Annotated in this window: 28 protein-coding genes and 1 tRNA gene; 19 read left to right on the forward strand and 10 right to left on the reverse strand. The window is 69.1% G+C overall.

The genetic code is table 11. The features are described 5' to 3' along the window. Positions 1 to 274: 274 nt before the first annotated feature. Both UAA55_RS11475 and UAA55_RS11480 read right to left on the reverse strand, forming a co-directional pair. Positions 275 to 1,705, reverse strand: coding sequence for a DUF2252 domain-containing protein (locus UAA55_RS11475; RefSeq protein WP_322952871.1), 1,431 nt, complete (start codon positions 1,703 to 1,705; stop codon positions 275 to 277). A 248-nt stretch (positions 1,706 to 1,953) separates the two neighbouring features. Continuing rightward, positions 1,954 to 2,028: transfer RNA gene (locus UAA55_RS11480), tRNA-Thr, on the reverse strand. Between the two features lie 220 nt (positions 2,029 to 2,248). Between UAA55_RS11480 and UAA55_RS11485 the strand changes: the two genes are divergently transcribed. The 4 genes from UAA55_RS11485 (at position 2,249) to gcvA (ending at position 5,545) form a co-directional block, all read left to right on the forward strand. Next, positions 2,249 to 2,416, forward strand: coding sequence for a hypothetical protein (locus tag UAA55_RS11485; protein WP_322952872.1), 168 nt, complete (start codon positions 2,249 to 2,251; stop codon positions 2,414 to 2,416). A gap of 170 nt (positions 2,417 to 2,586) precedes the next feature. Further along, complete coding sequence (gene dcd / locus UAA55_RS11490) at positions 2,587 to 3,141, forward strand: dCTP deaminase (protein ID WP_322952873.1); 555 nt, start codon at positions 2,587 to 2,589, stop codon at positions 3,139 to 3,141. 135 nt (positions 3,142 to 3,276) lie between these two features. Further along, positions 3,277 to 4,560, forward strand: a complete 1,284-nt coding sequence (murA, locus tag UAA55_RS11495; protein WP_322952874.1) for a UDP-N-acetylglucosamine 1-carboxyvinyltransferase — start codon at positions 3,277 to 3,279, stop codon at positions 4,558 to 4,560. A 79-nt stretch (positions 4,561 to 4,639) separates the two neighbouring features. After that, a complete protein-coding gene (gene gcvA / locus UAA55_RS11500; RefSeq protein WP_322952875.1) occupies positions 4,640 to 5,545 on the forward strand; it encodes a transcriptional regulator GcvA in 906 nt (301 codons plus the stop codon). Here gcvA and UAA55_RS11505 read toward each other — a convergent pair. The 4 genes from UAA55_RS11505 to UAA55_RS11520 form a co-directional block, all read right to left on the reverse strand. Next, positions 5,530 to 6,327 (reverse strand): crotonase/enoyl-CoA hydratase family protein, encoded by a 798-nt coding sequence (locus UAA55_RS11505; protein ID WP_322952876.1) that lies wholly within the window; start codon positions 6,325 to 6,327, stop codon positions 5,530 to 5,532. The two genes, gcvA and UAA55_RS11505, sit on opposite strands and share 16 nt — an antisense overlap. Before the next feature lie 132 nt (positions 6,328 to 6,459). Further along, complete coding sequence (locus UAA55_RS11510; RefSeq protein ID WP_322952877.1) at positions 6,460 to 9,588, reverse strand: ligand-binding sensor domain-containing diguanylate cyclase; 3,129 nt, start codon at positions 9,586 to 9,588, stop codon at positions 6,460 to 6,462. Positions 9,589 to 9,778: 190 nt separating this feature from the next. Further along, complete coding sequence (locus tag UAA55_RS11515; protein ID WP_322952879.1) at positions 9,779 to 10,321, reverse strand: FKBP-type peptidyl-prolyl cis-trans isomerase; 543 nt, start codon at positions 10,319 to 10,321, stop codon at positions 9,779 to 9,781. Positions 10,322 to 10,453: 132 nt separating this feature from the next. Continuing rightward, positions 10,454 to 11,140 (reverse strand): hypothetical protein, encoded by a 687-nt coding sequence (locus tag UAA55_RS11520; protein WP_322952880.1) that lies wholly within the window; start codon positions 11,138 to 11,140, stop codon positions 10,454 to 10,456. Between the two features lie 123 nt (positions 11,141 to 11,263). On the opposite strand from UAA55_RS11520, the gene UAA55_RS11525 reads away from it, so the two are divergent. From UAA55_RS11525 to UAA55_RS11555, 7 genes are all read left to right on the forward strand, one after another. Continuing rightward, positions 11,264 to 11,425: a hypothetical protein gene (locus UAA55_RS11525; protein WP_322952881.1), complete on the forward strand. Its 162-nt coding sequence runs from the start codon at positions 11,264 to 11,266 to the stop codon at positions 11,423 to 11,425. 283 nt (positions 11,426 to 11,708) lie between these two features. Next, on the forward strand, positions 11,709 to 12,092 hold the full coding sequence (locus tag UAA55_RS11530; protein WP_004271341.1) for a response regulator: 384 nt from the start codon (positions 11,709 to 11,711) through the stop codon (positions 12,090 to 12,092). Further along, on the forward strand, positions 12,092 to 12,967 hold the full coding sequence (locus UAA55_RS11535; RefSeq protein WP_322952882.1) for a protein phosphatase CheZ: 876 nt from the start codon (positions 12,092 to 12,094) through the stop codon (positions 12,965 to 12,967). The genes UAA55_RS11530 and UAA55_RS11535 overlap by 1 nt, the downstream gene beginning before the upstream one ends. A gap of 229 nt (positions 12,968 to 13,196) precedes the next feature. Continuing rightward, positions 13,197 to 13,952: a substrate-binding periplasmic protein gene (locus UAA55_RS11540; RefSeq protein WP_322952883.1), complete on the forward strand. Its 756-nt coding sequence runs from the start codon at positions 13,197 to 13,199 to the stop codon at positions 13,950 to 13,952. A 106-nt stretch (positions 13,953 to 14,058) separates the two neighbouring features. Continuing rightward, positions 14,059 to 14,313, forward strand: a complete 255-nt coding sequence (locus UAA55_RS11545; protein ID WP_322952884.1) for a hypothetical protein — start codon at positions 14,059 to 14,061, stop codon at positions 14,311 to 14,313. Continuing rightward, entirely contained in the window at positions 14,265 to 14,462 is a 198-nt protein-coding gene (locus UAA55_RS11550; protein ID WP_322952885.1) for a hypothetical protein, read from the forward strand. Before UAA55_RS11545 ends, UAA55_RS11550 begins: the two co-directional genes overlap by 49 nt. 48 nt (positions 14,463 to 14,510) lie before the next feature. Continuing rightward, a complete protein-coding gene (locus UAA55_RS11555; protein WP_322952886.1) occupies positions 14,511 to 14,711 on the forward strand; it encodes a helix-turn-helix transcriptional regulator in 201 nt (66 codons plus the stop codon). Between the two features lie 52 nt (positions 14,712 to 14,763). Here UAA55_RS11555 and UAA55_RS11560 read toward each other — a convergent pair whose 3' ends face one another. Both UAA55_RS11560 and UAA55_RS11565 read right to left on the reverse strand, forming a co-directional pair. Beyond that, the gene (locus UAA55_RS11560; protein ID WP_322952887.1) at positions 14,764 to 15,447 is read right to left on the reverse strand and encodes a hypothetical protein; all 684 of its coding nucleotides are present in this window, start codon (positions 15,445 to 15,447) and stop codon (positions 14,764 to 14,766) included. An 82-nt stretch (positions 15,448 to 15,529) separates the two neighbouring features. Beyond that, the gene (locus UAA55_RS11565) at positions 15,530 to 17,779 is read right to left on the reverse strand and encodes a tetratricopeptide repeat protein (protein WP_322952888.1); all 2,250 of its coding nucleotides are present in this window, start codon (positions 17,777 to 17,779) and stop codon (positions 15,530 to 15,532) included. A gap of 178 nt (positions 17,780 to 17,957) precedes the next feature. Between UAA55_RS11565 and UAA55_RS11570 the strand changes: the two genes are divergently transcribed. The 5 genes from UAA55_RS11570 (at position 17,958) to UAA55_RS11590 (ending at position 21,990) form a co-directional block, all read left to right on the forward strand. After that, positions 17,958 to 18,299, forward strand: coding sequence for a BufA1 family periplasmic bufferin-type metallophore (locus UAA55_RS11570; protein ID WP_322952890.1), 342 nt, complete (start codon positions 17,958 to 17,960; stop codon positions 18,297 to 18,299). Positions 18,300 to 18,692: 393 nt separating this feature from the next. After that, positions 18,693 to 20,054 carry a chloride channel protein gene (locus UAA55_RS11575; protein ID WP_322952891.1) on the forward strand — a complete coding sequence of 454 codons (1,362 nt, stop codon included), beginning with the start codon at positions 18,693 to 18,695 and terminating at the stop codon, positions 20,052 to 20,054. Between the two features lie 130 nt (positions 20,055 to 20,184). Continuing rightward, a complete protein-coding gene (locus UAA55_RS11580; protein ID WP_322952892.1) occupies positions 20,185 to 20,586 on the forward strand; it encodes a hypothetical protein in 402 nt (133 codons plus the stop codon). 4 nt (positions 20,587 to 20,590) lie between these two features. Beyond that, positions 20,591 to 20,815: a helix-turn-helix transcriptional regulator gene (locus UAA55_RS11585; protein WP_416235184.1), complete on the forward strand. Its 225-nt coding sequence runs from the start codon at positions 20,591 to 20,593 to the stop codon at positions 20,813 to 20,815. A gap of 77 nt (positions 20,816 to 20,892) precedes the next feature. After that, positions 20,893 to 21,990 carry an alpha/beta fold hydrolase gene (locus UAA55_RS11590; protein ID WP_322952893.1) on the forward strand — a complete coding sequence of 366 codons (1,098 nt, stop codon included), beginning with the start codon at positions 20,893 to 20,895 and terminating at the stop codon, positions 21,988 to 21,990. 10 nt (positions 21,991 to 22,000) lie between these two features. Here UAA55_RS11590 and UAA55_RS11595 read toward each other — a convergent pair whose 3' ends face one another. Beyond that, complete coding sequence (locus tag UAA55_RS11595) at positions 22,001 to 22,864, reverse strand: MBL fold metallo-hydrolase (RefSeq protein WP_322952894.1); 864 nt, start codon at positions 22,862 to 22,864, stop codon at positions 22,001 to 22,003. A gap of 107 nt (positions 22,865 to 22,971) precedes the next feature. Between UAA55_RS11595 and UAA55_RS11600 the strand changes: the two genes are divergently transcribed. The 3 genes from UAA55_RS11600 to UAA55_RS11610 are packed head-to-tail and all read left to right on the forward strand — an operon-like array spanning position 22,972 to position 24,201. Next, positions 22,972 to 23,289 (forward strand): ArsR/SmtB family transcription factor, encoded by a 318-nt coding sequence (locus tag UAA55_RS11600; protein WP_322952895.1) that lies wholly within the window; start codon positions 22,972 to 22,974, stop codon positions 23,287 to 23,289. Next, on the forward strand, positions 23,286 to 23,711 hold the full coding sequence (locus tag UAA55_RS11605; protein WP_322952896.1) for a YeeE/YedE family protein: 426 nt from the start codon (positions 23,286 to 23,288) through the stop codon (positions 23,709 to 23,711). Before UAA55_RS11600 ends, UAA55_RS11605 begins: the two co-directional genes overlap by 4 nt. A gap of 4 nt (positions 23,712 to 23,715) precedes the next feature. Continuing rightward, entirely contained in the window at positions 23,716 to 24,201 is a 486-nt protein-coding gene (locus UAA55_RS11610; protein WP_322952897.1) for a DUF6691 family protein, read from the forward strand. A 49-nt stretch (positions 24,202 to 24,250) separates the two neighbouring features. Here the strand turns inward: UAA55_RS11610 and UAA55_RS11615 are convergent, their stop codons facing one another. After that, positions 24,251 to 25,465, reverse strand: a complete 1,215-nt coding sequence (locus UAA55_RS11615) for a glycoside hydrolase family 27 protein (protein ID WP_322952899.1) — start codon at positions 25,463 to 25,465, stop codon at positions 24,251 to 24,253. Positions 25,466 to 25,654 lie beyond the last annotated feature (189 nt).

Raw genomic sequence — 25,654 nt, forward strand, 5'->3', positions numbered from 1 at the left:
CCCAAGAGGCCGCCAACCAATGTTGGTGCACCTGCACTAACATTGGAATGTTGCGGTTTCAAGGCGTTGGAAGAAAAGCTCGGTTGCGGCGCGTCCTTTGCGCCTCGCGGTCGCGAATTCGCCCAGAACTTGATCAAATGGTCAGGTTTTGTGACTGTTTTCTGACCGTCAGGTCAGACAAATTGTCGCACCACCGACGCCCGCCCGCCGCACGGAAAAGGCGAATCGGAACAAAATCGCGATGATTGCCGAAGTGGACGGGACAAGCGGATCGTCAGCCGGTCTTCTTCCCTTTGCCCTTGCCCTTGGACGGCAGGTCGGCCACCGCCAGCCGACCGTCGGTGATGGCTTGCTTCAGCAGGGCGTGGTCGGCCGCGCTGATTCCGGCGTAACCGGCGGCGAAGTCCGCCACCGCGTCGTCAAAGGTACTGGAATTGCCCAGATAACCCGCGATCAAGGCCGCGTCGCCGGAGCGGGCGTGGGCACGCGCCAGCGTGGCGCCGCACAGGGTGGCGTAAAAGTCCAGCCTATCGCCTTCCATCAGCGTGCCGGCCGATGCCAGGCGCCGGTCCTTCAGCTGGCGAATATAGAAATGGCGGCCCGCATCATCCGCCGCCCAGCCCAGGAAGCCGTCACTGACTGTTTGCAGGGTGCGCTGGCCCACCACCACCCGCTGGCCCTGGTTGGCGTAGGGCGAGGCGCCGGCGTACGGCGCCAGCACGGACGCCGTCGCTTCCTTCACCTGCAGGAACAAGGGATGGCCGTCGGGATCGACGAACAGGCCGATGGCGCAGAAGGTGCCGACGGAGCCCACCCCCACCACCTTGAAGGCCACATCGGCCAGTTGGTAGCGGTCGATAAGGAAACGCCGTTCCTCCGGCAGGGTGTCGCGGTAACGGGTGAACAGCGCGCGGGCGCGCAACGCCGCCTGGCCCTGGCGGTCCGTCTCCTCATCGAAATGGTAGATCAGAGGCGGGGCGTCACGGATGCGGGCCTCACGTCCGCCGCCCTGGGCCAGGCGGGGGAAGTCGTCGCCGGCGGACGGCGTGGCGGCCGCCTTGGCCAACAGGTCCATCTCCTTCTCGCGCGCGGCCTCATCCTTGATGCACTGGGCCATGGCGGCGATGTCCACCCGGCTGGACCAGGCGGTCAGGGGGTCCAGCGCCGCCAGTTCCGCCATGCGCAGGCGATAGGCGGTGACGGCGGCGCGCGCCATGTCCTTGGCCGCGCCCGGCGCATGCCCCGCGTCCCGGGCCGCCAGCACCAGGGAGGCCGCCAAGCGCTTCACGTCCCATTCGAAGGGCGCCGACAGCGTCTCGTCGAAGTCGTTGAGGTCGAAGACGGGGCGGCCCTCCGGGCTGGCGTAGACGCCGAAATTCATCAGGTGGCAATCGCCGGAGGCCTGGACGCGGATGCCGCTGACGGGCAGCTGGCCCAGATCGCGGGCCATGACAGCCGCCGACCCGCGCAGGAAGGTGAACGGGCTGGCCGCCATGCGGGCCCAACGCACGGGCAGCAGCGACTGGATGCGCGAGGCCGAGGTCGTCACCAACAGGGCAATGGGATCGGCCCGGCCCTTCAACGGCGGCAGGGCCGCGTTGCCGGAACGGGGAGCGGCGTCGCGCAGAGCCTTGCCGGCCTCCTTGCGCTTGTCGGCGGGCAGGGCGCGCAGGCCCGCAAGATTGGGCGCGGCGAGATCGGGCATGGCTGTCTCCGGGCTGGCGAGGGCTCGGGCGGGCGGCGCGGGCCGCCGTGGGCTATCCGATTGTCGGAAGCGATTATGGCACGGATGTGAATCCCCCGACGCTGATGGGCGGAAAACTCACAGGTGCATGGATTTTCACCAGTATACCGGTGCCGTTCCACGATTGTTCAGGGGAAACGACAATTCGCCGCACCCGCGCCCCAGCGGGCGATGCGGACTTAACTATCTGATTTTAATGGGTGTTCGGATGGTGCTGCCAGAGAGGATTGAACTCTCGACCTCTCCCTTACCAAGGGAGTGCTCTACCACTGAGCTACGGCAGCGCCCGTCCGGTGGGCGGGGTAATTGCCACAGGGGCGGTGGGGATGCAAGCCTTTTGAGCGAAGGAAATGAAAGAATTTTGATCGGCGCATTCCCTACGTGCCCGTCCCAGGGGTTGAAACCCTTGGCGCGCCGCCATTCTGCACCTATTTTCGGAGCGCCGCGACTGGGCAAAAGCCAGGGCGCCCGTCGCCGGCCACCCCTTAGGAGTAACACCGCCCCATGACCGACAAGCCGCCCGCGAAAACCGGCGCCGACAAAACCATGACCCGGGAAGAGCGCCTGGCCGCCGCCCTGCGCGAAAACCTGCGCCGCCGCAAGGCGCAGTCGCGCGAGCGGGAGGATGCCGCCGAAGCCCCGGCCGGCGAGCCAGCGGGCGGGACCGAGTGAGTTCAGCGGTTTAACCAGATGTGGTGGGTCTGGACCGCGGCAGCCGCCCATTCCTGGGGCTTATCCCCACCAGACATGGTGTCAGAGTCACCTTGAGCCGCGTGACGGGAGGGTCTAAGAAGGATGAACGCTGAAACGCATTCCTTCATCCGACCCTAGGAGCGACACCCATGGCCATCATGCCCGACACCTGGATCCGCGACATGGCGCAGAACCGGGGCATGATCGAACCGTTCGTGGAGGCGCAGAAGCGCGAGGGTGTCATCTCCTACGGCCTGTCCTCCTACGGCTATGACGCGCGGGTGGCGGACGAATTCAAGATTTTCACCAACGTCGACAGCGCCATCGTCGACCCCAAGCGCTTCGACGATGCCAGCTTCGTGGATCGCAAAACCGATGTCTGCGTCATCCCGCCCAACAGCTTCGCGCTGGCCCGCACGGTGGAATATTTCCGCGTGCCCCGCGACGTGCTGGTGATCTGCCTGGGAAAAAGCACCTACGCCCGCTGCGGCCTGATCGTGAACGTCACGCCGCTGGAGCCGGAATGGGAGGGTCATGTGACCCTGGAAATCAGCAACACCACGCCCCTGCCCGCCAAGGTCTATGCCAATGAGGGCCTGTGCCAGTTCCTGTTCCTGAAGGGCGACACCGTTTGCGAGACCTCCTACGCCGACCGGTCCGGCAAGTACATGGGCCAGCGCGGCGTGACCCTGCCCCGCCTGTGAGCCGCGGCCGGCGTTGATGTTCGGGCGGCGGGCCGCCGCCGCCCAAATTCCGCCATACCTCTTCGCCATTACCTTCCCGCCATTACAGCCGGCATTGCCCAAGACCGGCATGTCTGAACCGATCGGCCCTTCCCCATGGACAAGTTACGCATACGCGGCGGTTCGCCGCTGAACGGCAGCATCCGCATCAGCGGCGCCAAGAACGCGGCCCTGCCGCTGATGGCCGCCTGTCTCCTGACCGAGGGGACGCTGACGCTCGACAACCTGCCGCACCTGGCCGACATCACCACCATGGCCAATCTGCTGGCCCAGCACGGCGTGGACATGGTGTACGAAGGGGGCGCCACTTCCTGCGCCCAGCGGGCCGTCAACCTGTCCGCCGCCAACATCACCTCGACCGAGGCGCCCTACGATCTGGTCCGCAAGATGCGCGCCAGTGTGCTGGTGCTCGGGCCCCTCGTGGCGCGCTTCGGCCAGGCCAAGGTGTCTCTGCCCGGCGGCTGCGCCATCGGAACCCGCCCTGTCGATCTGCACATCAAGGGCCTGCAGGCGATGGGGGCCAAGATCGAGCTGGAGGCCGGTTACATCCACGCCTCGGCGCCCGAGGGGCTGCGCGGTGCGGAGTTCGTTTTCCCCCAGGTGTCGGTGGGCGCCACCGAGAATCTGCTGATGGCCGCCTGCCTGGCCAAGGGCGAAACCGTCTTGATCAACGCCGCGCGCGAGCCGGAGATCACCGACCTGGCGCACTGCCTGATCGCCATGGGCGCCGAGATCCACGGCATCGGCACCGACCGCCTGCACATCGTGGGCAAGGCGGCGCTGCACGGCGCCCGCCACCGCATCGTTTCAGACCGCATCGAGACCGGCACCTACGTCATGGCCGCCGCCATCACCGGTGGTGAGCTGGAGCTGGTGGGCGGCAACCTGGAGCATATCCAGGCCGTGGCCACGGCCCTGACCGGGGCGGAGGTGGTGTTCACCCCCACCGACACCGGCTTCAAGGTGCGCCGCGCCAATGGCGAGGTGCTGGGCGTGGATGTGATGACGGAGCCCTTCCCCGGCTTCCCCACCGACCTGCAGGCGCAGATGATGGCGCTGATGTGCACGGCCAAGGGCGCCTCGATGATCACCGAGACCATCTTCGAGAACCGCTTCATGCACGTGCCGGAACTGGCGCGCATGGGCGCCAACATCACGGTCCACGGCTCGTCCGCCCTGGTGCGCGGAGTGCCGCGTCTAACGGGCGCGCCCGTGATGGCGACGGACCTGCGCGCCTCGGTCTCGCTGGTGCTGGCCGGGCTGGCCGCGCAGGGCGAGACGACGGTCAACCGCATCTATCACTTGGATCGCGGCTATGAGCGCATCGAGGACAAGCTGAACGCCTGCGGCGCCCAGATGGAACGCGTGAAGGGCGATTGAACCTGACGAGGATCCCGGGGGCATGGCAGGCGGTCCCCGGGATGAACTATGCTCATCCGAAATGGATGAGCCTGCCCCCATGCCCTATCGCCTGCCGCCGCTGACCACCTTGCGCCCGTTCGAGGCGGCGGGCCGCCATCTCAGTTTCAAGCGGGCGGCGGAGGAGCTGAACCTGACGCCCAGCGCCGTCAGCCATGCCCTGCAGACGCTGGAGGATTGGCTCGGCACGCCGCTGTTCACGCGGGGCCACCGCAGCCTGTCCCTGACTGCGGCGGGGGAAGCCTATCTGCCCGAGGTGCGCGGCATGCTGGAGCGGCTGGCCACCGTCACCGCCGCCTTGCCAGGCCGCGCGCCCAGCGGCCGGCTGGCCGTCAGCGTGGCACCCACCTTCGGCCTGCGCTGGCTGGTCCCCCGCCTGCCCCGCTTCAGCGACCTGTATCCGGACATCACCCTGACCCTGGACACCAGCCACCGGCCGGCGGATCTGCCGCGTGATGGCGTGGATGTGGCCATTCGCATGCGCCAGGACGACTGGCGGCCCGCCGAGAGGGCCGACCTGCACGCCATCCGCCTGGTGAGGGAGGTCCTGGTGCCGGTCTGCGCCCCCGCCCTGGCGGCGCGTGTGACGAGCCCGGCCGATCTGGCGGACCTGCCGCTGCTGCATGTGGACAGCGTGACGGAGGAATGGGCGGCGTGGGAAGCGGCCACCGGCGTGGAGTTGGGCCTGCCGCGCCGGGGCGTCCGGTTCGACACCGTGCACATGGCGCTGGAAGCCGCGGTCAGCGGCCTGGGCATCGCCATGGGCCGCCTGCCCCTGGTGGCCGCCGACCTGAGCGCCGGCCGATTGGCGGCCGTGCTGGGCCCGCCCCGCCCCATCAGCACCGGCTATTGGCTGATCACCAGCCGCGCCGGCCGCAACCGCCCAGAGGTGGCGGCCTTCCGGACCTGGATCCAGGCGGAGCTGGGTTCTCAGTTGCCGGTGTAGGCGGCGGGGCGCCGGGCGATCCAGGCGTCCAGCCCTTCCTCCAGGTCGTGGCCCGGCACCAGGGTGGCGAAGGCCGCGCTTTCCACCGCCAGGCCTTCGGCGATGGGCAAATTCACCCCGCGCGTCACGGCGGCCAGGATGGCGGCCACCGCACCCGGCGCGTGGCGGATGATGCGATGGGCCAAGTCGCGCGCGGCCGGCATCAGCTGATCATGCGGCACCACGCGATTGACAAGGCCCAGTTCCAGCGCCCGCGCCGGCGTGAAGCTGTCACCGGTCAACAGCAAGTCCAACGCCCGCTTGCGCCCCGCCAGACGAGGCAGGCGCTGGGTTCCGCCGAAGGTGGGCGGCATGGCCAGCTTGATCTCCGGCTTGGCGAACAGCGCCCGGTCGCTGGCCACGGCCAGGGGGGCGGCCTCCGTGATCTCGCACCCGCCGCCATAGGCCAGGCCGTTGACGGCGACGATGATGGGCTTGCAGTACGCTTCGATACGGCTGGTCAGGGCCTGGCCCCGGCGCACGAAGTCGCGCACCGCCACCGTGGCACCCAGGCGCACGCTGCCGGCGAATTCCGGGATGTCGCCGCCGGCGCAGAAGGCGCGGTCGCCCGCCCCGGTCAGGATGACGACGCGGATGGCGTCGTCCCCCTCCATCTCCTCCAACGCCTTCAGCAGGGCGTCGACCAGGGCGTAGCTGAGGGCGTTGAGTTTTTCCGGGCGGTTCAGGGTCAGGGTGGCGATGCCGTCGTCATCGACGGCGCGCAGCAGGACAGGGGCGGTCATGGGGCACCTTTACGATGGAAGAGGCCCCACTGTTCCCTGCCGCGCCCCGCCGGACAAACGGGCCTTTCGCACTTCCGGGTGAACGGAATTCACCTGACACCCACCTTCCCCGCCGATACCCAGCCTGGCCGGTCATGTGCCGGCCGCGTACTCCACCCGGTTGCGCCCCAGGTGCTTGGCCCGGTACAGGGCCTGATCCGCCCGCTTGATGATCTCCTCCAGCGGCGGCGCGCCCGCCGATCCATGGCCGGACGTTGGCCCAATGGAGATGACGCCGAAGCTGCAGGTCACGGTCACGCTGACACCGAAGGCGTCGACATGCACGTCCGGCGCCGCTTCCGGCCGCCCCTCATGGGCATGGACCGCGCCTGTGGGCACATCGCCCAAGGCGATGGGGGTGAGGGAGATGGCGCCGTGCAGGCGGCTGAGCACATCGCCACAGTCATCCCGCCCCAGGCCGGGCAGCAGGATCAGGAACTCCTCCCCGCCATAGCGGCCAACGGCATCGTAGCTGCGCACGGCGGCGGACAGTCTGCGCGACACCTCCACCAGCACGGCGTCGCCCGCGGGATGGCCGTGGGTGTCATTGATGCGCTTGAAGTGGTCAACGTCGGCCAACACCACGGTCAGCGAGCCATCGTCGCGCCGCCGGGCCAGCTCCAGTTCCAGCAGATCCAGGATGGCGCGCCGGTTCCACAGATGGGTCAGGCTGTCGTACATGGCCAGCTGGCGCAGCTGCTCACGCGAGGCTTCCAGCTCGCGCGTCCGCGCCTCCACCAGGATTTCCAGGGTGCGGCGCCGGTCCATGTCGGCATGGGTGCGCCAGCGGTAGATGGCGACGCCCACCACCACGACGGACAGGGCGCAGCCGGCGAAGAACAGCTTGGTCTGCCACCAGGGCGGCCGAATGCTGAAGGGCACCAGGATGGAGGGGGCCATGGCCTGCAGCGCCGTGTTGCGGGCCACGATCTCCAGCTCATACGTGCCGGACGGCAGGGCGGAATAGCGGATTTCCTCCGCCGCGGTGATGTTCCAATCCCCTTCCAGGCCGTTCAGGCGATAGCGGTAGATCTGCCCGCCGCGGCTGCGGAAGCTGGGCGTGGTCAGATGGAAGGTCAGGGGGGCCGTGTCCCAGGGCAATTCGAAGTTGCCGTCCGTGGGCAACGCCACGCCGTTGCGTTCGATGCCCGTCACGCGGGTGACCAGGGCCGGCCGGTTGAACAGCAGGTCCGGTCGCGTGATATGGGTCAGGCCCTTGCTGGTGCCCACCCACAGGGTGCCATCGTCATCCTCGATCAGGGCGCTCTGGTTGCAGTCATTCCACACCAGGCCGGTATCATGGCTGTACTGGCGCAGGGCGCCTGCGTTCCACACCAGCACGCCGCTGTCGGTGGACAGCCACATCCAGCCGCGCCGGTCCTCCAGCAGGCCCAGCACCTGGCGGTCGCCCACCAAGTCCTCCGTCACGTCGCCCACCGGCTGCAGCACGCCGGTGCCGGCCCCCGGCGCAATGCCCAGCGGTTCCTGCACATGTGCCAGACGCACCGTCTCGCCCCCCAACCACAGGCTGCCGTCGCGGGCACAGGCGATGACGTTGAAGCGGGTGACCGGCGGCACGCCGGTGATGGTGGGCGCCGTCCACTTGCCCTCGCCAAAGCGCAACAAGCCGGCCTCCGTCGCGAACCACAGGGTGCCGGACGGCGCCTGGCAACCGCTGGAGACGGAACTGTCGGACGGGACGGGCAGGGCGGCGCCCAGGGGCGCCACTTGGGGATTGGCCGCCTCCGGCTTGTCGATGACGTATAGGCCCTTCTTGCGGGTCATGACCCAGAGTCGGCCCTGCGCATCGATGAAGACCTGGAAGATCAGGGGCAGATGCGCCACGACCACCGCCGGCGGCGGCTCGCCGCCGTCCTTCCCCGGATCCTGATAGAACAGCAGGCCCGAGAAGGTTCCGCCCCACAGGCGGCCGGACCTGTCCAACGCCAGGCTGCCGACCTGATGGTTCAGGATCGGCTGGCCACCCGGCGCCGGAATGATGCGCGGAGGGGCATCGCCCCGTTCCTCCAGCCGGGCCAAGCCCCCATCGGTGCCGATGACCAGGCGGCCGGCGCCATCACGGCGGAAGGACCAGACCAATTCGTGTACCAGCCCCTGGCGCGCCGTCCAGTTGGCCCAGCTGCGATAGCCCACCCAATGGGTCAGGCCCAAGCCGGCCGAACCCACCCACAGGTCGCCGTCATGGTCGACCAGCAGGGCGCTGACCTCGCGCGCCGGCAGGCCGTTGGCGTCGCCCAGCTGTTCCCATTGAGGCACGGTGTCGGGCGCCAGCCCCTTGCCTGGACGCGCCAGGCGCAGCAGGCCCTGGTCGCCGAAGGTGACGATGGTGCGGTCCATATCCTGCAGCAGGGGCAGGTACACCCGGACGTTGGTGCGGGTCGAGGGCTGCGGCAGTTGCGCCGTGAACCGCTCGGCCGCGGGCGGCAGCGCCAGCACCTGGTGTTCGCCGCGCGCCCACAGCGTGCCGTCGACGTCGCGCAGCACGTTGCCCCAGCGGTCGGGGGGTACTCCCTGGTCGGGGCCCCACAGCTTAAGCTGCCCCTGGCGCACCGCGCACAGCGCCTGGCCGCAGCCCAGCCAGATATCCCCGCCGCCCTGTTCGCCCACGCCGAACACCCGCACGCTCTGGATTCGGTTGAGCGCCGGCTGGGCGGCCTTCTGGTCCGGGGTGAAGTAAGGCCGGGCGACCCAGCTGACGGCGGCGGTCGACGCGCCGGGGGCGGCGGCCCTCTGCGCCTCGACCACCAGCAACTCCTCGCGGCCCACCACCAGCAGGTGGCCGGCGTCCAGCGACGCCAGCTTCTGGCCCTGCCACACCGGCACAGGCCGGCCTTCCTGGATCACGGATGCGAAGGTGCGGCCGTCCCAGCGGTAAAGGCCGCCGGTGGTACCCACCCACAGCACACCCGACGGGGTCACATGGACGGCGCTGACATAGGGTTCCTTTAGGCCTTCAGCCGGGCCGAAACGCTGGAACTTTCCGCCATCGAAACGATAAAGTCCGTTCTCCGTGCCCACCCACAGGAAGCCCATGGCGTCCTGCGCCAGGGCGGTGATGGACAGATTGGCGAGGCCGTCTTCCTGGGTGTAGGAGCGGAAGGCGTATTCCTGCGCCCCCGCTGGCGCCAGCAAGAGACCGAGCCAGACCAGGACCCATGGCAGGGCGTCCGCCAGCCGGCGCTGCCCTCGCCCCAACCTCATGGCGGTCGTTCCCGCGCTCACGACGGCGGCTGATTCCAAAACGTTGCCCGTACCAGTTCCCTGGATGCCGCCCGTTGTCTTCCCCGAACGGCATACGTCCCATGATGTGACGGGGTTGGGCGCAACAACGCAAGAGTCTTTAGGGGGCGGCGCCCGGCGGACAAGCCCCGGAACGATCGCCCGCGGCCGATCAGCCGGCGCCCTTGCTGCGCAGTTCGCCCGGCATGACCTCGAACAGCTCGACCTTGAAGATCAGGGTGGCGCCGGGAGGAATGACGCCGTCGCCCGAGCCCTTCTGGCCGTAGCCCATCTCCGCCGGGATGACCATTTCGATCTTGTCGCCGACATGCATGCGGGGGATCACCTCGACCCAGCCCTTCACCACCTTTTCCAGCGACATGACGGCCGTCTCATCCCGCTGGTAGGAGCTGTCGAAGACGGTGCCGTCGGTCAGCCTGCCCTCGTAATGAACACGGATCCGGTTGCTGGGGTTGGGTTGCTGGCCGACGGCCGGTTCCTTCTTCCGCAGGAAGCGATAGGCGACGCCGTTGGTCGACATCTCCACGCCCGGCTGCTTGGCGTAATCCAGGATGAACTGGTGCTGGGCGTCGACCTGGCCGCCGATGGCGGGGCGGGCGTTCAGCGGCACCTGCGCCTGGGCGGTGCCTGCCGCGAACGGAAGGGCCAGCGTCGCCGCCAGCAGGGTGGAGTACATAAAGCTGTGCCCGCGCATCAAGCCGCTCCTGCGAAGCCGGTCATCCCATCCCGCCGTCCCTGAAATCAGGGGGGCGCCGAACGGTGCCGGTTGTTTTGTCCTGGACGGTGGCTTCCCCCACCCCACGGGCCCCACCCGCGGGGATAAGGATTACGGCTTGGGCGTATCCCCGCGCAAGCCTTCCGGAACGGGCGCGTCGATCGGGCCGAAATTCATCATGGTGTAGCCCTTGGGCAGTTCGAAGAGGCCGCCCTCCTGCCGGCCGCGCTTCAGGTCGCCCAGGTCCAGGCGCATGGTCACGGGACCGTTGCCGTCGTTGGCCGTGCCCTCCACCCGCATATAGATGCCATCCGCCGTGGACCAGACCTGGCCTTCGAACCCGCCGCCCTGTTCATAAGTGCCGACGACACGGTAGCGGACCACGGCCTCACCCCCCAGCGTGTCCCGGCCCAGCGCCTCGGCGTCCAGCTGTGAAAGGCGGGTCAGGTCGGGGGCCGCCTCCGGATCCTGGGGCGACAGGGGGGCCGCCATGTGCGACTCCGGCTGCAGCACGAAGGCGCTGTCACGATCGGGGCGCACGATGAGGACGGTGCTCAGCCCGCCCTCCTTCATCTCGCGCCGCTCCCGCCCCTGGTCATGGAAAACGCGCAGGTCCTGGCGCACGCCGTTGACCGTCAGGGCCTCCACCGCCTGATAATCCCCACCCATCTTGGGCAGGCCGCCCGCCGGCAGGTCAGCGGCGGGCTTGGCCGGCGCCGGTTTGGGCGTGGGACCCGACTGGGCCAGGGCGGCGGGGGGCAGCAGCATCAGGATGGCGAAAAGGACGGCGCGTCGCATGGGGCGGGGAGCCCTTTCAACAGGAACAGGGTGGGCTGGGACCCTAGCGCCCAGGCGGAGTCCAGGCAACGGCCAGCCGTCCTTATACGCCGGCGGACAAGGAACACTGGCGCGCAGGTGTCCATGCGCCGCTACCGCCCCGTCACCGTGGCGGCAGCGCTGGACCGCCTGACCAACGACGCGGCGCTGAAACGGCGCTACGCCGAGGGGACCTCCCACCTCCCCGCCAACACCGAGACCGCCGAGGCGTGCGATTGCATCCTGGCCTTGGTGGAGCGTCCCTGAAACCGCCCAAGAGTTGCAGGACGCTCAAGCCCTTGGGGGCCGCTATTGGCGATTCCGGCAAAGAGACAAGCTATCCCGGGGCGATGCTTGACAACCGTTTGGGCGCCTTCCAAAGTGCCGCGCGGCGCCGTTCAGAAGGGACGCGCCGGGAAGTGTTTTCATGTCCCGGAACGGGCAGAACGCCCACCCGGCAGGATTTCCTGACCGGCCACCGGATCGGAGGGGGCACTCTCCCGCGCCCTGTTTCCATCCTCCGCTCAACTTTTGGCACTTGGGGGTTTGCGTGTCCTTGAATATCCAGGTCCTCGTCGTCGACGACTACGCGACGATGCGGCGCATCATCAGGAACCTGCTCACGCAGATCGGCTTCACCAAGATCGACGAGGCCGCCGACGGCGCCGAGGCGTTGGCCAAGCTGCGCGCGTCCACCTTTGGCCTGGTCATCTCGGACTGGAACATGGAACCGATGACCGGCCTTCAACTCCTTAAGGAAGTGCGCGCGGACGTTCGCCTGAAGGGTACGCCCTTCATCATGGTGACCGCGGAGTCCAAGACCGAGAACGTCGTTGCCGCCAAGGAAGCCGGCGTCAACAACTACATCGTGAAACCTTTTAACGCCGACACGCTGAAGAAAAAGATCGAGAGCGTCATCGGCGCGCTGGGGTGATGCCTGTGTCGGATTTCTTTTCCGACCTGTCTGACGAGGAATACGCCCGTATCGAGGACGCGCTGCAGTCCACGGCGCGCGGGCGTGCCTTTCTGCGCATGCGGGATCGCCGGGGCCGTGTCGTCGCCATAGACGACGTGCGCCGCCTGTTGAAGGAAGCCAAGACGGGGGGTGAGGTCGACAGCTCCGGCGCCCACATCCGCATCCTGCGGCGGGAGTTGCAGGAGATGGCGTCGCACATCGCCCAGACCCGGCGTGAGATCGCGGCCCTGAAGCCGGACGATCCCTCGGCCAACCGCATCATGCTGGCGACCGAGGAACTGGACGCCATCCTGCAGGCGACAGAGCACGCCACCACCGAGATCCTGAACGGCGCCGAGCGCATCCAGTCCGTGGCCGACCGCCTGCGCGGCGAGTCGCCGGCCGTGGCCAGCGAGCTGGATAACGAGGTCATGGAGATCATGACCGCGTGCAGCTTCCAGGACATCACCGGCCAGCGCATGACCAAGGTCGTGAACACCATGCGCTATATCGAGCGCCGGGTGCACACCATGATCGAGATCTGGGGCCTGGAGACCGAGGCGGCCGAGGCCATCATGGACGATCCGCAGGACGTCCGGCCCGACAGCCACCTGATGCACGGCCCCGCCCTGCGCGGTGGCATCGACCAGAACATGGTCGATGCCCTGATGGATGGCGGCGGCTTCGCCCCGGTGGCCGCGCCGCCGCCCCCACCACCCGCCCCCGCCCCCGTCGCGGCCCCGCCGCCGGTGGCGCCGCCGCCACCCCCGCCGCCCAAGCCTGCTAAGGCGCCAGAGCCGCCCAGCAGCGACGGCAAGTTGAGCCAAAGCGCCGTGGACGACATGTTCCCGTAAGACCAACGCCCCCGGATGCCCCGCATCCGGGGGTTCGCTTTTGGGGCCGGTCCCCAATCCGCCCGATCCGCATTACAAAACAGCCACATGAAAGATTGCTGACGGCGATAGAACGCTGGCGACAGCCCGGCCGTCCTTTGCCATCCTGCACGGGAACGGGTGACGCCCCCAACGGCGCGGCCGACGGAGGGCCGGGCCGGAACGGCGGGGCGAGATGGGGCGGATCAGGATGACGGCAACCGGTGCGAACGGCACCGCCGCCGGCGTGATCACACGACGCGGGATCCTGTGCGGCACCCTGGGCAGCGCCGCGCTGTGGGCCGCAGGCGGACACCGGGCCAGGGCGCAGACGCCCGCCATCCGTATCGGTGGCAACCCCGCCTGGTTCCCCTATAGCTGGGAGGAGGGCGACCGGCTGCGCGGCATGGGCGTCGACAAGGCGCGGGCCGCCCTGGGCCATCTGGGCCTGGCGGCCGCGCCCCTGGCGTTCGGCCGCTGGCAGCGGGCGTTGGCGGCGCTGGAGCATGGCCTGGTTGACCTGCTGGTGTCCGCCCTGTGGAACGCGGAGCGGACGGACCGCATGCTCTACACCGCCCCTTATGCCAACGATGACGTGCGCGCCTTCGTCCGCCGCGCGGATGTGGGGCGCTACCGCGCCGTCGCCGATCTGTTCGGCCGCGCGGGCGTCGCGCCGCTGGGCAGCGCCTATGGCGCCGACATGGACGCGCTGGAGGCCCGGGGGCTGAACCTGGAACGCAGCGGCACGACGGAGGGCATGTTGCAGCGCGTGCGCTATGGCCGGGCGGACTTCTGCGTCCTGGTGCACCGCAACGGGTTGCACCTGCTGGAGACGTTGCGCCTGGCGGGGGAACTGGCGCCCCTGCCCTTCGCGCTGGCGCCTGTGCAAATCCGCATGCTGATCCGCCGCGACGGTCCCCTGGCCGGCCGGCTGGAGGCCTTGAACACCCTGATCACCGACACATGACGCGCCGCCAGGGCAATGATACCGCCGTGTCGGGCGTACTTGTCTAGGTGCGCGACCTGTCTGTATTGTCCAGGGGATAGCCCCCGCCCGCCCAACGGATCCCTCCATGCCCGGCAAACGCTATCTCATCGAATTCGTCGTCGCCCTGTTGGCCTACGGCCTGCTGATGACCCTTGCCCTGATGGCCTTGAACAACGGCTGGGTCCAGGGCGGCACCCGCACCGTGGTGGCCATCGCCCCCATGGTGGCCTGCGTCGGCATCTGGTGGGCGGTGGTACGCCACCTGCGCCGCAGCGGACGGAAGAGGGACGGGTGCAACTGGTCGCCATCGGCTTCGCCTTCGCCGGCACCGCCCTGCTGACCTTCACCTATGGTTTTCTGGAGGTCGCGGGTTTCCCGCGCTTGTCCATGTTCATGGTGTGGCCGCTGATGGTGTTGCTGCTGGTCGTGGGCCAGTTCCTGGGCCGATGGTTGCAGGCGCCGGAGGGGGATGAGAATGACGAGGAATGAGGGCCCACCCCACCATGGGAAGGGCCGCCATAGCGAGGGGCTGCCGGCATGAACAACCGCCTGCGTGAGATGCGCGCCCGATATGGCTGGACCCAGGCCGACCTGGCCCGCCGGCTGGACGTGTCGCGCCAGACGGTCAACGCGCTGGAGACCGGACGGTACGACCCGTCGCTGCCCCTGGCCTTCAGGATCGGGCGGCTGTTCGGGTTGCCCATCGAGATGATCTTTCGCGACGACGTGGCGTCTTGAAACGCGGCATCCTGGCAGCGCCGCGACGTGCCCCACCTAACCGCGCGGACTCTCAGGCCAGCGCCTCGGCCAGCGCGCGCAGCACGTCGGGATTGCGGCACATGGTGACGTGGGCACCGTCCACGGCCACCACGCGGCCCTGTGGTTCCGGCACCCAGCAGCTCTGCCAAGCGACCACGCCGTCGTCGCGGCTGTAGATGGCGGTGGTGGGCATGGGCAGGGGCTGGGACAGGTGCCCAGGCTCCAAATCCTTGGCATAGTGGCGGGCGATCAGGCGGATCAGGGGTTCCAGGGGCGTGGCCGTGGGCAAGCGCACGGGGCTGCCGATGGTGACCACCCGGCGCACCTGGTCCGGCCGGTCCCGGGCCAAGTCACGGGCCAGCAGGCCGCCCAGGCTGATGCCCACCACGTCGACGGGCGCGCCGGTCGTGGCGCAAATCTCATCCAACCGTCGCCGCAAGCCGGCGCGGGCCGCCGGCGTGGGGCCCCAGTTGACGCCCAGGCCCCAGGTCCGGGGCGCATGGCCGCAGCGGGCCAGGAAGGCGCGCAAGGGGCGGGTGAAAGGGTCGGCGGTCAGGAAGGCGGGGATGACCAGGACGGTGCGGTCGCCCGCTGGCACGGGCGGTGGCGGTGCGGGGCGATAGCTGGGCAGGGACCACAGCTCCCCCCACAAGCCGCGGTAGGGCGGACGTGCCACCGTCCCCGTACGGTCGAAAACGCCTGTCAGATCCCGCATCGCCACCTCACCCTTGAAACGATTGGCGGTGAGGTGGGACGGGTCAAGCGCCGCAACGGCCCCTAACCCAAAGGACTTGGCGTTATGCCATCGCCGGCGGAGCCATCCCCACATGGGCGGCCAAGGTATCCGCCAGGGACGCGACCACGCCGGGCCAATCGCCGGGGCGCGCCTGGCGGAACAGGGTGGCGGTGGGGTACCAGGGACTGTCCGCCGGCCGGGTCAGCCATCGCCATTCGGAGCCTGTGTCCAGCATCAGCCAAAGGGGGCGGCCCAGGCCCCCGGCCAGATGGGCCACAGCGGTGTCCAGGGTGATGACCACGTCCACCTGGGCCAGGACGGCGGCGGTGTCGGCGAAGCTGCGCAGACCGTCGCCCATGTCCAGGAAATCCTCACGCACCGCCAGGGGCAGGTCCACCGTTTCCAGATCCCGGCGACCGTCATCCGTCTGCACCGACACCCAGCCCACCCGGCCGGCCAGGCGGGGGTCGGTCAGCAGCGGCAAAAGCGGCGCCAGGCGGGGCGCGCGATGGCGGTGATAGGGAAACAGGGTCGAGCCCGCCCAACTGAGCGCCACGCGCACCGGCGGCAGACTGTCCAGCACGCCAGCCCAGCGCGCCACGGCATCGGCCGGCGGCGCCAGGTAGGGCACCGTGTCCGCCGCCCAGCCCAAGCCCGTCCCCGCCAGGGACAGCAAGTCCATGCAATCCGCCTGCGTCCAATGGTGCCCCGGCCGGGGCGACGGCAAGGGATCGCGCAGGGTGCCCACATCCTCCACCAGGTCCGAGGCGGCCAGCAGGTCCAGCAGGATGTCCATGCCCCGGAACACCACCCGCATGCCAGCCCGGCGCAGCGGCCGCGCGTAGCGGATGAAATGCATCACGTCGCCATGGCCCCGGCTGGCCGTGATGACCAGGTGGGCGCCGGGCGAGACCACGCCATTCCACAGGGGCACGTCGGCCAGGCCTTGCGTCATGCCGGGCACATGCCGACGCCAGGCGAAATGGGGGGCGCCGCCCAACACGTCCCCTTGCTGCAGCAGGGCCATGCCCAGTCCCTGGTGCAGCACGGCGACGTTGGCGTCGCGGGTGGGTGGATGGTTGGCCAGGGCCGTGCGGAAACAGGATTCCGCCGCCACGGGGTCCCCCCGCCGCAACGCGAGGAAGCCCCGGTTGGCGTGCGCCTCGGGAGACTGGGGGTCCAGTTCCAGGGCCGTGGCCACATGGACCGCCGCCTCATCCACGCGGCTGGCGTCGATACAGGCCGCCGCCGCGGTCACACGCAGGTCGGCCCGTTCCGGCGCCGCTTCCACCGCCCGCAGGATGGGTGCCAGCGCGGCGTCCGGATCATGGGCCGCCACCAGGGCGATGGCCAGGTCGCGCCAAGCATCCACGCCGGGGGCCGCCTCCGCCCGCGCGCGCGCCACGGCCACCGCGTCGCGGGCCAGGCCGCAGGCGCATAGCGCGCGGGCCAGGTTACCCTGGACGCGGGGGGCATCGACCCCGGGGTCCGCGCCCCCGGCCCGTTCCCGCGCCAGATACTCCAGCGCCAGCCGATAGGCGGCGGCGGCGGCGAAACTGTCGCCTTGGGCGAAGCGTGCGTCACCCAACTGCGCCAGCAGGCTGGCGCACGCGCCGATGACCGTCAGGGCGTTGTTGATCACCTCGGCGGCATCGGCCGGCCGGCCCAGCTGATACAGCGCGGCGGCGTGGTTGCTGTGATGGGCCAGCACTTGGGGCGCATGCCGCACGGCTGCGGCGAAGTGGTCGATGGCGGCCTCATCCCGTGTCTGCAGAGCCAGCACGCCCAGCATGTTCCAGGCGTCGGCGTAGGTCCCGTCCTCCGCCAGCGCCTCCCGGCACAGGGCTTCCGCCCCGCCCAGGTCGTCCAGCCGCAACCGCTGCCGCGCCAGGGCCAGCAGGGCCACGGCATCCCCCTTGGGCATCGTCGCCGTGGTGACCACGGGCACGGCGGCCAGCCGCGCCGCCACGTCCGCCACCCAAGGGGTGCCTGGTGCCGCCAACGCCAGGGCCCGCCGCCAGCTGGCGGCCGCATCCTCCAGCCGTTCCAGGTCCGCCAGTACCAAGCCCAGGCTGGCGTGCAGGTCGGCCATGGTGTCGAAGCGTGTCAGGGCCTGCCGGATGTGGGCTTCCGCCTCCTTTAGGCGGCCGGTCTGGGCCAGCAGCATGCCCAGCAGGTGGGCGGCGTCGCCCCGGCCGGGGTCGCGCGCCAGCACCTGGCGGTAGAGCGTCTCGGCCGCTTCATGCTTGCCAGCCTTGTGCAGGCCGGTGGCGTAACGCACCAGGTCCTCGGTTTGGAAGGTGTCGGTCATGGGCGGTTGCTTTCCTTCAGGCTTTCCCGTCTTTCGAGACCTGCACGGGCGGTACTATCCGTTTTGTCGCATGATCCGCGCTAAAGGCTGTTTTGCAAGTATCCCCGCCTGCTCGTATCTTCCCCCTAGCCGGAGGCGGCGATGCGGCCGTCACCCGGTCCCAACAGGAGGAAGGCCCATGTCTCAATCCCGTGTTTCATCCGCCGTGCGGCAGGCCGCCGACGTTCCTGCCACGCCGCAAACGGCCGTGACCGTCGCGGCCGCCCTGGCCGGCGCCCTGGCGCTGGCGGCATTCGCCGGTTCGGCCCACGCCGCCGACGCCACCGAGAAGTGCTACGGCATCTCCAAGGCCGGGCAGAACAGCTGCGCCAACGCCACCGGCAGCCATTCCTGCGCGGGCCAGTCGACCAAGAATTACGATGGCCAGGACTGGAAGGCCGTGAAGGCCGGCACCTGCAGCGGCATGGGCGGCAAGACGGAGCCGTTCAACGGCACCGGCACACCCAAGGAAGGCAAGTAAGCGTTCCGGCGGCGGGGCGGGCCGGCCGCCCCGCCGTCATTTCAAGACAAGGGCGCCCCAGAGCCCCCCGTCAGGTGGGCGACACCCGTCTCCAGCGGGACCACCAAATCCATCCGCGCCAGAACGGCGGCGGTGGCGGCCAGGCCGCGCCCACCGCCGCCAAATCGCGCCGCCTGTCGTCGGTCTGGATGCGAACCCAACCCACCTCACCCGCCAGCGACGGTTCGGCCAATAGGGGCGGCCAATAGGGGCGGTAGGCATGCCCCACCGGCGGCCCTGCGTCGCCCCGATGGCGGGCAGGACCGGGTCGCTCCCGCCCGGATCATGGTCTAGGGTGGCCTTGGTCCGTATCGTCCCTCCCGTGCATCATTTCCCCAGAAGGGGCCGTTTCCCATGGCATTGGCAGCATACCGACGCACCCGCCGTTTGTGGCTTTCGCGCGAGGGCTGGCAGCGGCGGCTGGTGTTCTGGGGCGGCGGTGTTCTGGTGGGCCTGGCGGCCGTCATCTTCGCCACCCTGGCCGACAGGGCGCAGGAGCTTTTCAGCGGCGCCATCGCCGGCCGGCCCTGGTTGCCCTTGCTGCTGACCCCGGCCGGGTTGGCGATGTCGGCCTGGCTGACTCGGGCCTATTTCCCCAACGCCGGCGGCAGCGGCATCCCCCAAGCCATCGCCGCGCGGGAATTGCGCGACCAGCGGGAACGGACGGCGCTGGTCTCCATCCGCCTGGCGGTGGGCAAGATCGTGCTGACCCTGCTGGGCCTGGCGGTCGGCGCCTCCATCGGGCGCGAGGGGCCGACGGTGCAGGTGGGCGCTTCCCTCATGCACCGGGTGGGCGCCACCTTTGGCGGGCGTTTCCCCGGCCTGCTGCTGGCCGGCGGCGCGGCCGGCGTCGCCGCCGCCTTCAACACCCCCCTGGCCGGCATCGTCTTCGCCATCGAGGAGATGGGGCGCGGCTTCGACATGCGCACAGGCGCCCTGGTGCTGGCCGCCGTGACCGTGGCCGGCGCCGCCCCGCTGGCCATCCAGGGCGATTATCTCTATTTCGGCCAGAGCACGGCGCACATGGCCACCTGGCAGGACTGGGCGTTGGTGCCCCTGTGCGGCATCATCGGCGGCCTGGCCGGTGGGGCCTTCAGCCGCCTGGTGGTGCGCATGGCCAAGGGCGTGGGCCATTGGCCCGGCCATGCCGGCCGGGCGGGGCGATGGATCAAGGCCCATCCCATCCCCTTTGCCGCCCTGTGCGGCCTGGCTCTGGCCCTGCTGGGCCTGGCCACCGGCGGCGACACCTACGGCACCGGCTACGCCCAGGCCAAGGCCTTGCTGGAGGCGACGGCCCATCCGCAAGCCGCGGCCGCCGTCTCCCCCCTGTTCGGGCCGGCCAAGTGGCTGGCCACGGCCCTGTCGTCCATCAGCGGCATCCCCGGCGGCATCTTCTCCCCCTCACTGGCCGTAGGCGCCGGTTTAGGTGCAGAACTGGGGCACCTACTGCCCGGCGCCAACGCCGAGGTCGCGGTTCTGGTGGGCATGGTCGCCTACTTCGCCGGCGTGGTGCAGGCGCCCATCACCGCCTTCGTCATCGTGCTGGAGATGACGGGCAACCACGCCATGGCCGTGCCCATCATGGCCGGCAGCCTGATCGGCTGCGGCGCCGCCCGCGTCATGGGGGCGGAGGCCGTCTACCACGCCCTGTCCCACGGCTTCCTGGACCGGGCGCACAAGGCCATCGCCGCGCGGGGACCGTCCGCCGCCCGCTGACCCCCTTTTCCCGTCACGCCTGCCTATGTCAGCTTTGGATGACATGGTGTAACTTATCTTTGACACAGCGTAATGTCCGGTATATTTAACATCATGTGCGCTAATCTTTACCCTTGAAGGGAGATGCAGCATGACGTTCCGGGAGAAAAGCGCGCTGGCCACCACCCTCGCGCTGGCGCTGGTCTACGGGTTCTATGCCTGGCGGGTGTGGGGTGTGGGGGGCCCGCCGGCGGCGGCGATGCCGGGTATGGTGGGTGTGGCCCTGGCCCAGGCCATCGTCGTGGCCGTGGCCCACATCGCGCTGGCCATCCACCGCCGACCCGAACGGCCGGATGAGCGCGACCAGGCCGCCGCCCTGCGCGGCCAACGCAACGCCTATTACGTCCTGCTGACGGGGGCCATCGGCGTGCTGTGGCTGGCGCTGCGCGGCCAGCCCGGCCTGACCGTGGCCCACGCCATGCTGGCCTCGGTCGTGCTGGCGGAAATCGTCCGCTATGCCTCGCAGGCGGTGTTCTACCGGTGGGGATACTGAGCCCATGGGCCAGACCCCCATTCGCAACACCATCCGCGCCCTGCGCTTCCAGAACGGCGAGATGACCCAGCAGGCCCTGGCCGACCGCGTGGGCGTCACCCGCCAGACCATCATCGCCATCGAGCAGGGCCGCTATTCCCCCTCGCTGGAAGCGGCCTTCCGCATCGCCGCCGTCTTCGGCGTGCCACTGGAAGCGGTGTTCCAATATGGCGGGGCCGGCGAGGGCTGACCAACGGCCTATACCGGGTTCGGAGGTCACCGTCGTATATTGCATACGATAAGAACCCCGCCTGGAGCCTTCACGCTATGATCCGATCCCTCGCCCGCGCTGTCGGTGCGCCCTTGTTGTTGGGCGCCGCCCTGCTGGCCAGTGCCGCCGCCCTCGCTGCGGAGCCGGTGAAGCCCGTCACCACGGAAGGTGACGTGACGGTGAGGGAGTTCAAGTTCAAGACCGGCGAGACACTGCCCGAGGTGCGGCTGCACTACACCACCCTGGGCACGCCGCATCGCGACGCCAAGGGCCGGGTCGACAACGCCATCCTGATCATGCATGGCACGGGCGGCACGGGCGCCCAGTTCCTGCGCCCGCAGTTCAGCGACGTGCTGTTCCAGCCGGGCGGCGTGCTGGACCCGGCGCGCTACTACATCATCCTGCCCGACGATGTGGGCCACGGTAAGTCCAGCAAGCCCAGCGACGGCCTGCACGCCCATTTCCCGCAGTATGACTACGACGACATGGTGGCGCTGGAACATCAGCTGGTGACCAGGCTGGGCGTGAACCATCTGCGCCTGGTCATGGGCACGTCCATGGGCTGCATGCACGCCTTCGTCTGGGGCGAGACCTACCCCGACGCCATGGACGCGCTGATGCCCCTGGCCTGCCTGCCGCAGGCCATCGCAGGCCGCAACCGTCTGTGGCGCCAGATGTCCATCGCCGCCATCAAGGCCGACCCCGCCTGGCAGGGGGGCGAGTACAAGACCCAGCCCAAGGAAGGCCTGCGCACCGCCGCCGCCCTGCTGTCCATCGCCGGCAGCGCCCCCATCCAGATGCAGAAGACCTACCCCACCCGCGAGGCCGCCGACGCGGCGGTGGAGAAAATCCTGGACGTCAGCGGAATGGAGGCCAACGACCTGATCTACCAGCTGGACGCCTCGCGCACTTACGACCCGTCGCCCAAGCTGGAGACCATCAAGGCGCCGGTGCTGTGGATCAATTCCGGCGACGATTTCATCAACCCGCCGGAACTGGGCCTGGCCGAGCAACTGGTGACGCGCATCCCCCAGGGCCAGTTCGTCCTGATGCCGGCCAGCGACCAGACCCACGGCCACGGCAGCCATACCTGGGCCGTGCTGTGGCAGGACAAGCTGGCCGACCTGCTGGCCCGGACCGCGCCCAAGAACTGAAAGGGTGGGATTAAAGGGCGTCCAGCGGGATTTTCAGGTAGCGGACGCCGTTCCCTTCGGGCGGGGGCAGGTTCCCCGCCCGGACGTTGACCTGCACCGAGGGCAGCAGCAGGCGCGGCGTTGCCAACCCAGCGTCGCGCTGCCGCCGCAGGGTGACGAAGGTCGCCTCATCCACGCCGTCGCGCAGGTGGATGTTGTGGGCGCGCTGGTCCGCCACCGTGCTTTCCCAGGCGTAATGGTCGCGGCCAGGCGCCTTGTAATCGTGCGCGGTGAACAGCCTCGTCTCCGGCGGCAGATCCAGCAGGCGGCGGACGGAGCGATAGAGCGTGGCGGCATCGCCGCCCGGGAAATCCGTCCGCGCGCTGCCGTAATCCGGCTGGAACAGCGTGTCGCCCACGAAAGCGACGTCACCGATCAAGTAACTGACGTCGGCCGGGGTATGGCCGGGCGTATGCAGCGCGCGCAAGGTCAGCCCGCCCAGGGCCGCCACCTCCCCATCCTGGAACAGATGGTCGAACTGCCGCCCATCGGCCGCGAAATCGTCCCCCAGGTTGAACAGCCGGCCGAAGATCGCTTGCGTCCGCCGCACCTCCGCCCCGATGCCGGTCTGGCCGCCCAGCGCCCGCCGCAGATAGGGGGCGGCGGACAGGTGGTCGGCATGGATATGGCTCTCCAGGATCCATTGGACTGACAGGTCCCGGGCCCGCACGGCGGCGATGATCCGGTCGGCCGAAGCCGTGGCGGTGCGTCCTGATTTGGGGTCGAAGTCCAGCACGCTGTCGATGACGGCCGCCGCCCCGCTGGCGGGGTCGGCGACCAGATAGGTCACGGTGTTGGTGGCATCGTCGAAGAAGGCCTGCACGTCCGGGGCCATGGCGCTTTCCTTCCAAAAAGGGATGTCCGGCCTTGCCGGAACGCTTGCATGAAGCTGGTGTCTTCCAATATATTAGTTAAGTCTAATTTAGACATTAGGAATATATCATGTATCTTCCCGATCCCATGGCCTTGGAGGTCCGCGCGGCTGAGGCGGAAGCCTTTCTGCGGTCGCTGGCCAGCCGGCACCGGCTGATGATCCTATGCACCCTGATGCAGGGGGAAATGACGGTGGGCGCCTTGGTCCAGCAGTTGGGGCTGGCACAGTCCAACCTGTCGCAGCACTTGGCCAAATTGCGGGATGAAGGGCTGGTCGCCACCCGGCGGGAGGGGACGGTTATCCACTACCGCATCGGGTCGGACAAGGTACGCCCCATGTTACAGGCGTTGTACGACCTGTTCTGCGCGCCGGAGGGGCGACCGTGAGCGGACTCACCCCCATCCCCGCCCTGGCCGGCGGGGCCCTGATCGGCGGGGCGGCGGCGCTACTATGGCTGGGCCTGGGCCGTATCGCCGGCATCAGCGGCGTCGTGGGTGGCCTGATGACCGCCGCCCGGGGCGACCGGGCCTGGCGCCTGGCCTTCCTGGCCGGACTGATGGCGGCGCCGGCGCTGTACGGCTGGGCGGGTGGCCCGGTGCCGGCGGGCGCGCCGCCGGCCAGCCCAGCCCTGGTCATCGGCGGCGGACTGCTGGTGGGGCTGGGCACACGGCTGGGCGGCGGTTGCACCAGCGGCCACGGTGTTTGCGGCCTTGCCCGCCTGTCACGGCGCTCGGCGGCAGCCACCCTGGTCTTCATGGCCACGGCGGCGCTGACCGTCTTCCTCCACCATCATATCCTGGGAGGCTGAGCCCATGCGCCGCCTGATCTTGGCCTTGGCCGCCGGCCTGGTGTTCGGCCTGGGCCTGACCGTGTCATCCATGATCAACCCGGCCAAGGTGCTGGCCTTCCTGGATGTGGCCGGTGATTGGGACGCCAGCCTGGCCCTGGTCATGGCGGCGGCGGTGCCCATGGCCTGGAGCGGCTTCGCCCTGGCACGCCGGCGCGCCACCCCCCTGGCCGCATCCGTCTTCCAGCCGCCGACGGCCCGCGCCATCGATCGCCGGCTGGTGGTCGGGGCCATCCTGTTCGGCGCCGGCTGGGGGCTGGTGGGCTATTGCCCTGGACCGGCCCTGGCCGCCCTGGGCGTCGCGGTGGCGGACCCGGAGGGGACTGATCTGACGGGTGCCCCCCTGTTCGTTCTGGCCATGCTGGTCGGGATGGCCGTCGTCGCCCTCATCGATCGCCGCGTATCATTGCGCTTCCCCTCAACGGGCAGCAGCGGCGCCCGCAGGGGATAGGCATCCACATAAGGGAAACGGGCGCCCCGTCAGGGCGCCCGCAGGTTTACTAAACGGCCGGACGCACGGTCACCATGACCACGCCATGGGGCGCCACCTCGGCCGTGTAGCCTCCCTTGGAGGTACCCTGGTCCTTGGCCAGCCACAGGTCGCGCACCTTGGCCGGCAGCTTGGCCGGATAACCCAGGTCCGTCCAGTTGACAGTGATCTTGGCCGGTGCCGCGCCCCGGTTCAACAATATGACGGCGCGGTCGCCGTTGGCCAGCGGGCGGGCCCAGACCTCCAGTTCACCCTGCTTGGCCACGCGGCGGCCCTGGGCGCCCAGGGGATCCTGGTCCACGGCGATGACCTCGGCATTGGTCAGGATGGCCCTGGTGGCCGGGCTCATGCTGGTCAGATCGTTGCCGGCGATCAGCGGGGCGGCCAACAGGGCCCACAGGCTGAAGTGGGAGCGGTATTCCGTCTCTGTCATGCCGCCGTTGCCGACCTCCAGCATGTCGGGGTCATTCCAATGGCCCGGGCCGGCGTAGGGGTAGAGGTCGGCCTCCAGATCCAGGATGTCCATGATGCCCAGGGAATAGTCCTTCTTGCCCTGCCAGCCGTCATAGATATCGCCGGTGCTGCGCCACAGGTTGCCCACGGTCTGGGCCCACAGCCAGGGCTTGGCCGTGCCCCATTCGCACATGCTGAAGACGATGTCGCGACCGGACGCCCGGAGCGCATCGCTCATCAGCGTGTAGGCGGCCTTGGCGTCCAGCGTGCCGGTATAGCACCAGTCATATTTCAGGTAGTCCACCCCCCATGCGGCATATTGGGCGGCATCCTGGTATTCATGCCCCAGGCTACCGGGTCGCTTGCCGCAGGTCATCTTGCCGGCGTCGGAATAGATGCCGAACTTCAGGCCCTTGGAGTGGATGTAGTCGCCCAGGGCCTTGAGACCGGAGGGGAAGCGGACGGGGTCGGGCTGCATGTCGCCGTGGGCGTCACGGGCGCCATGCCAACAGTCGTCGATCACCACATATTTATAGCCGGCGCCGGCCATGCCGGAGGACACCAGGGCATCGGCCGCCTTGCGGATGACGTCCTCATTGATCTCGCAGGCGAACTTGTTCCACGTGTTCCAGCCCATGGGCGGGGTCAGGGCCAAGCCGTTGGCCGGGCGCGGCGGTTCCATATCCTTGGGGTCGTCCGCCCGGGCCGGGTGGGCCAAGATCAGCAGGGGCACGACAAGCAAGGCGGCCAGGGCCAGGAGCATTCTTCGCATGGGACGTTCCTCGAGTGGCTGACCCCATCGCCCGGGGGTCTTGTTGGGCGGTCAGTGCCGCCATGGCCGCATTTATAGGATAAATAAGCCAATTTGAAAATCATTTGGTTGCCTGAATATGACAAAGCCCCCGGGGAATGTTCCCGGGGGCTTCGCACAACGCACCTGTAAGGGAGATGGACGGGTACC

Origin of the sequence: Nitrospirillum guanabarense, from assembly GCF_034653355.1 — a bacterium.
In the GTDB taxonomy this organism is placed as follows: domain Bacteria; phylum Pseudomonadota; class Alphaproteobacteria; order Azospirillales; family Azospirillaceae; genus Nitrospirillum.

Excerpts from the sequence above, each read along its gene's own strand:
- UAA55_RS11475 (WP_322952871.1), bottom strand. The coding sequence starts at position 1,705 with ATGCCCGATCTCGCCGCGCCCAATCTTGCGGGCCTGCGCGCCCTGCCC.
- UAA55_RS11485 (WP_322952872.1), top strand. The coding sequence starts at position 2,249 with ATGACCGACAAGCCGCCCGCGAAAACCGGCGCCGACAAAACCATGACC.
- dcd (WP_322952873.1), top strand. The coding sequence starts at position 2,587 with ATGGCCATCATGCCCGACACCTGGATCCGCGACATGGCGCAGAACCGG.
- murA (WP_322952874.1), top strand. The coding sequence starts at position 3,277 with ATGGACAAGTTACGCATACGCGGCGGTTCGCCGCTGAACGGCAGCATC.
- gcvA (WP_322952875.1), top strand. The coding sequence starts at position 4,640 with ATGCCCTATCGCCTGCCGCCGCTGACCACCTTGCGCCCGTTCGAGGCG.
- UAA55_RS11505 (WP_322952876.1), bottom strand. The coding sequence starts at position 6,327 with ATGACCGCCCCTGTCCTGCTGCGCGCCGTCGATGACGACGGCATCGCC.
- UAA55_RS11510 (WP_322952877.1), bottom strand. The coding sequence starts at position 9,588 with ATGAGGTTGGGGCGAGGGCAGCGCCGGCTGGCGGACGCCCTGCCATGG.
- UAA55_RS11515 (WP_322952879.1), bottom strand. The coding sequence starts at position 10,321 with ATGCGCGGGCACAGCTTTATGTACTCCACCCTGCTGGCGGCGACGCTG.
- UAA55_RS11520 (WP_322952880.1), bottom strand. The coding sequence starts at position 11,140 with ATGCGACGCGCCGTCCTTTTCGCCATCCTGATGCTGCTGCCCCCCGCC.
- UAA55_RS11525 (WP_322952881.1), top strand. The coding sequence starts at position 11,264 with ATGCGCCGCTACCGCCCCGTCACCGTGGCGGCAGCGCTGGACCGCCTG.
- UAA55_RS11535 (WP_322952882.1), top strand. The coding sequence starts at position 12,092 with ATGCCTGTGTCGGATTTCTTTTCCGACCTGTCTGACGAGGAATACGCC.
- UAA55_RS11540 (WP_322952883.1), top strand. The coding sequence starts at position 13,197 with ATGACGGCAACCGGTGCGAACGGCACCGCCGCCGGCGTGATCACACGA.
- UAA55_RS11545 (WP_322952884.1), top strand. The coding sequence starts at position 14,059 with ATGCCCGGCAAACGCTATCTCATCGAATTCGTCGTCGCCCTGTTGGCC.
- UAA55_RS11555 (WP_322952886.1), top strand. The coding sequence starts at position 14,511 with ATGAACAACCGCCTGCGTGAGATGCGCGCCCGATATGGCTGGACCCAG.
- UAA55_RS11560 (WP_322952887.1), bottom strand. The coding sequence starts at position 15,447 with ATGCGGGATCTGACAGGCGTTTTCGACCGTACGGGGACGGTGGCACGT.
- UAA55_RS11565 (WP_322952888.1), bottom strand. The coding sequence starts at position 17,779 with ATGACCGACACCTTCCAAACCGAGGACCTGGTGCGTTACGCCACCGGC.
- UAA55_RS11570 (WP_322952890.1), top strand. The coding sequence starts at position 17,958 with ATGTCTCAATCCCGTGTTTCATCCGCCGTGCGGCAGGCCGCCGACGTT.
- UAA55_RS11575 (WP_322952891.1), top strand. The coding sequence starts at position 18,693 with ATGGCATTGGCAGCATACCGACGCACCCGCCGTTTGTGGCTTTCGCGC.
- UAA55_RS11580 (WP_322952892.1), top strand. The coding sequence starts at position 20,185 with ATGACGTTCCGGGAGAAAAGCGCGCTGGCCACCACCCTCGCGCTGGCG.
- UAA55_RS11585 (WP_416235184.1), top strand. The coding sequence starts at position 20,591 with ATGGGCCAGACCCCCATTCGCAACACCATCCGCGCCCTGCGCTTCCAG.
- UAA55_RS11590 (WP_322952893.1), top strand. The coding sequence starts at position 20,893 with ATGATCCGATCCCTCGCCCGCGCTGTCGGTGCGCCCTTGTTGTTGGGC.
- UAA55_RS11595 (WP_322952894.1), bottom strand. The coding sequence starts at position 22,864 with ATGGCCCCGGACGTGCAGGCCTTCTTCGACGATGCCACCAACACCGTG.
- UAA55_RS11600 (WP_322952895.1), top strand. The coding sequence starts at position 22,972 with ATGTATCTTCCCGATCCCATGGCCTTGGAGGTCCGCGCGGCTGAGGCG.
- UAA55_RS11610 (WP_322952897.1), top strand. The coding sequence starts at position 23,716 with ATGCGCCGCCTGATCTTGGCCTTGGCCGCCGGCCTGGTGTTCGGCCTG.
- UAA55_RS11615 (WP_322952899.1), bottom strand. The coding sequence starts at position 25,465 with ATGCGAAGAATGCTCCTGGCCCTGGCCGCCTTGCTTGTCGTGCCCCTG.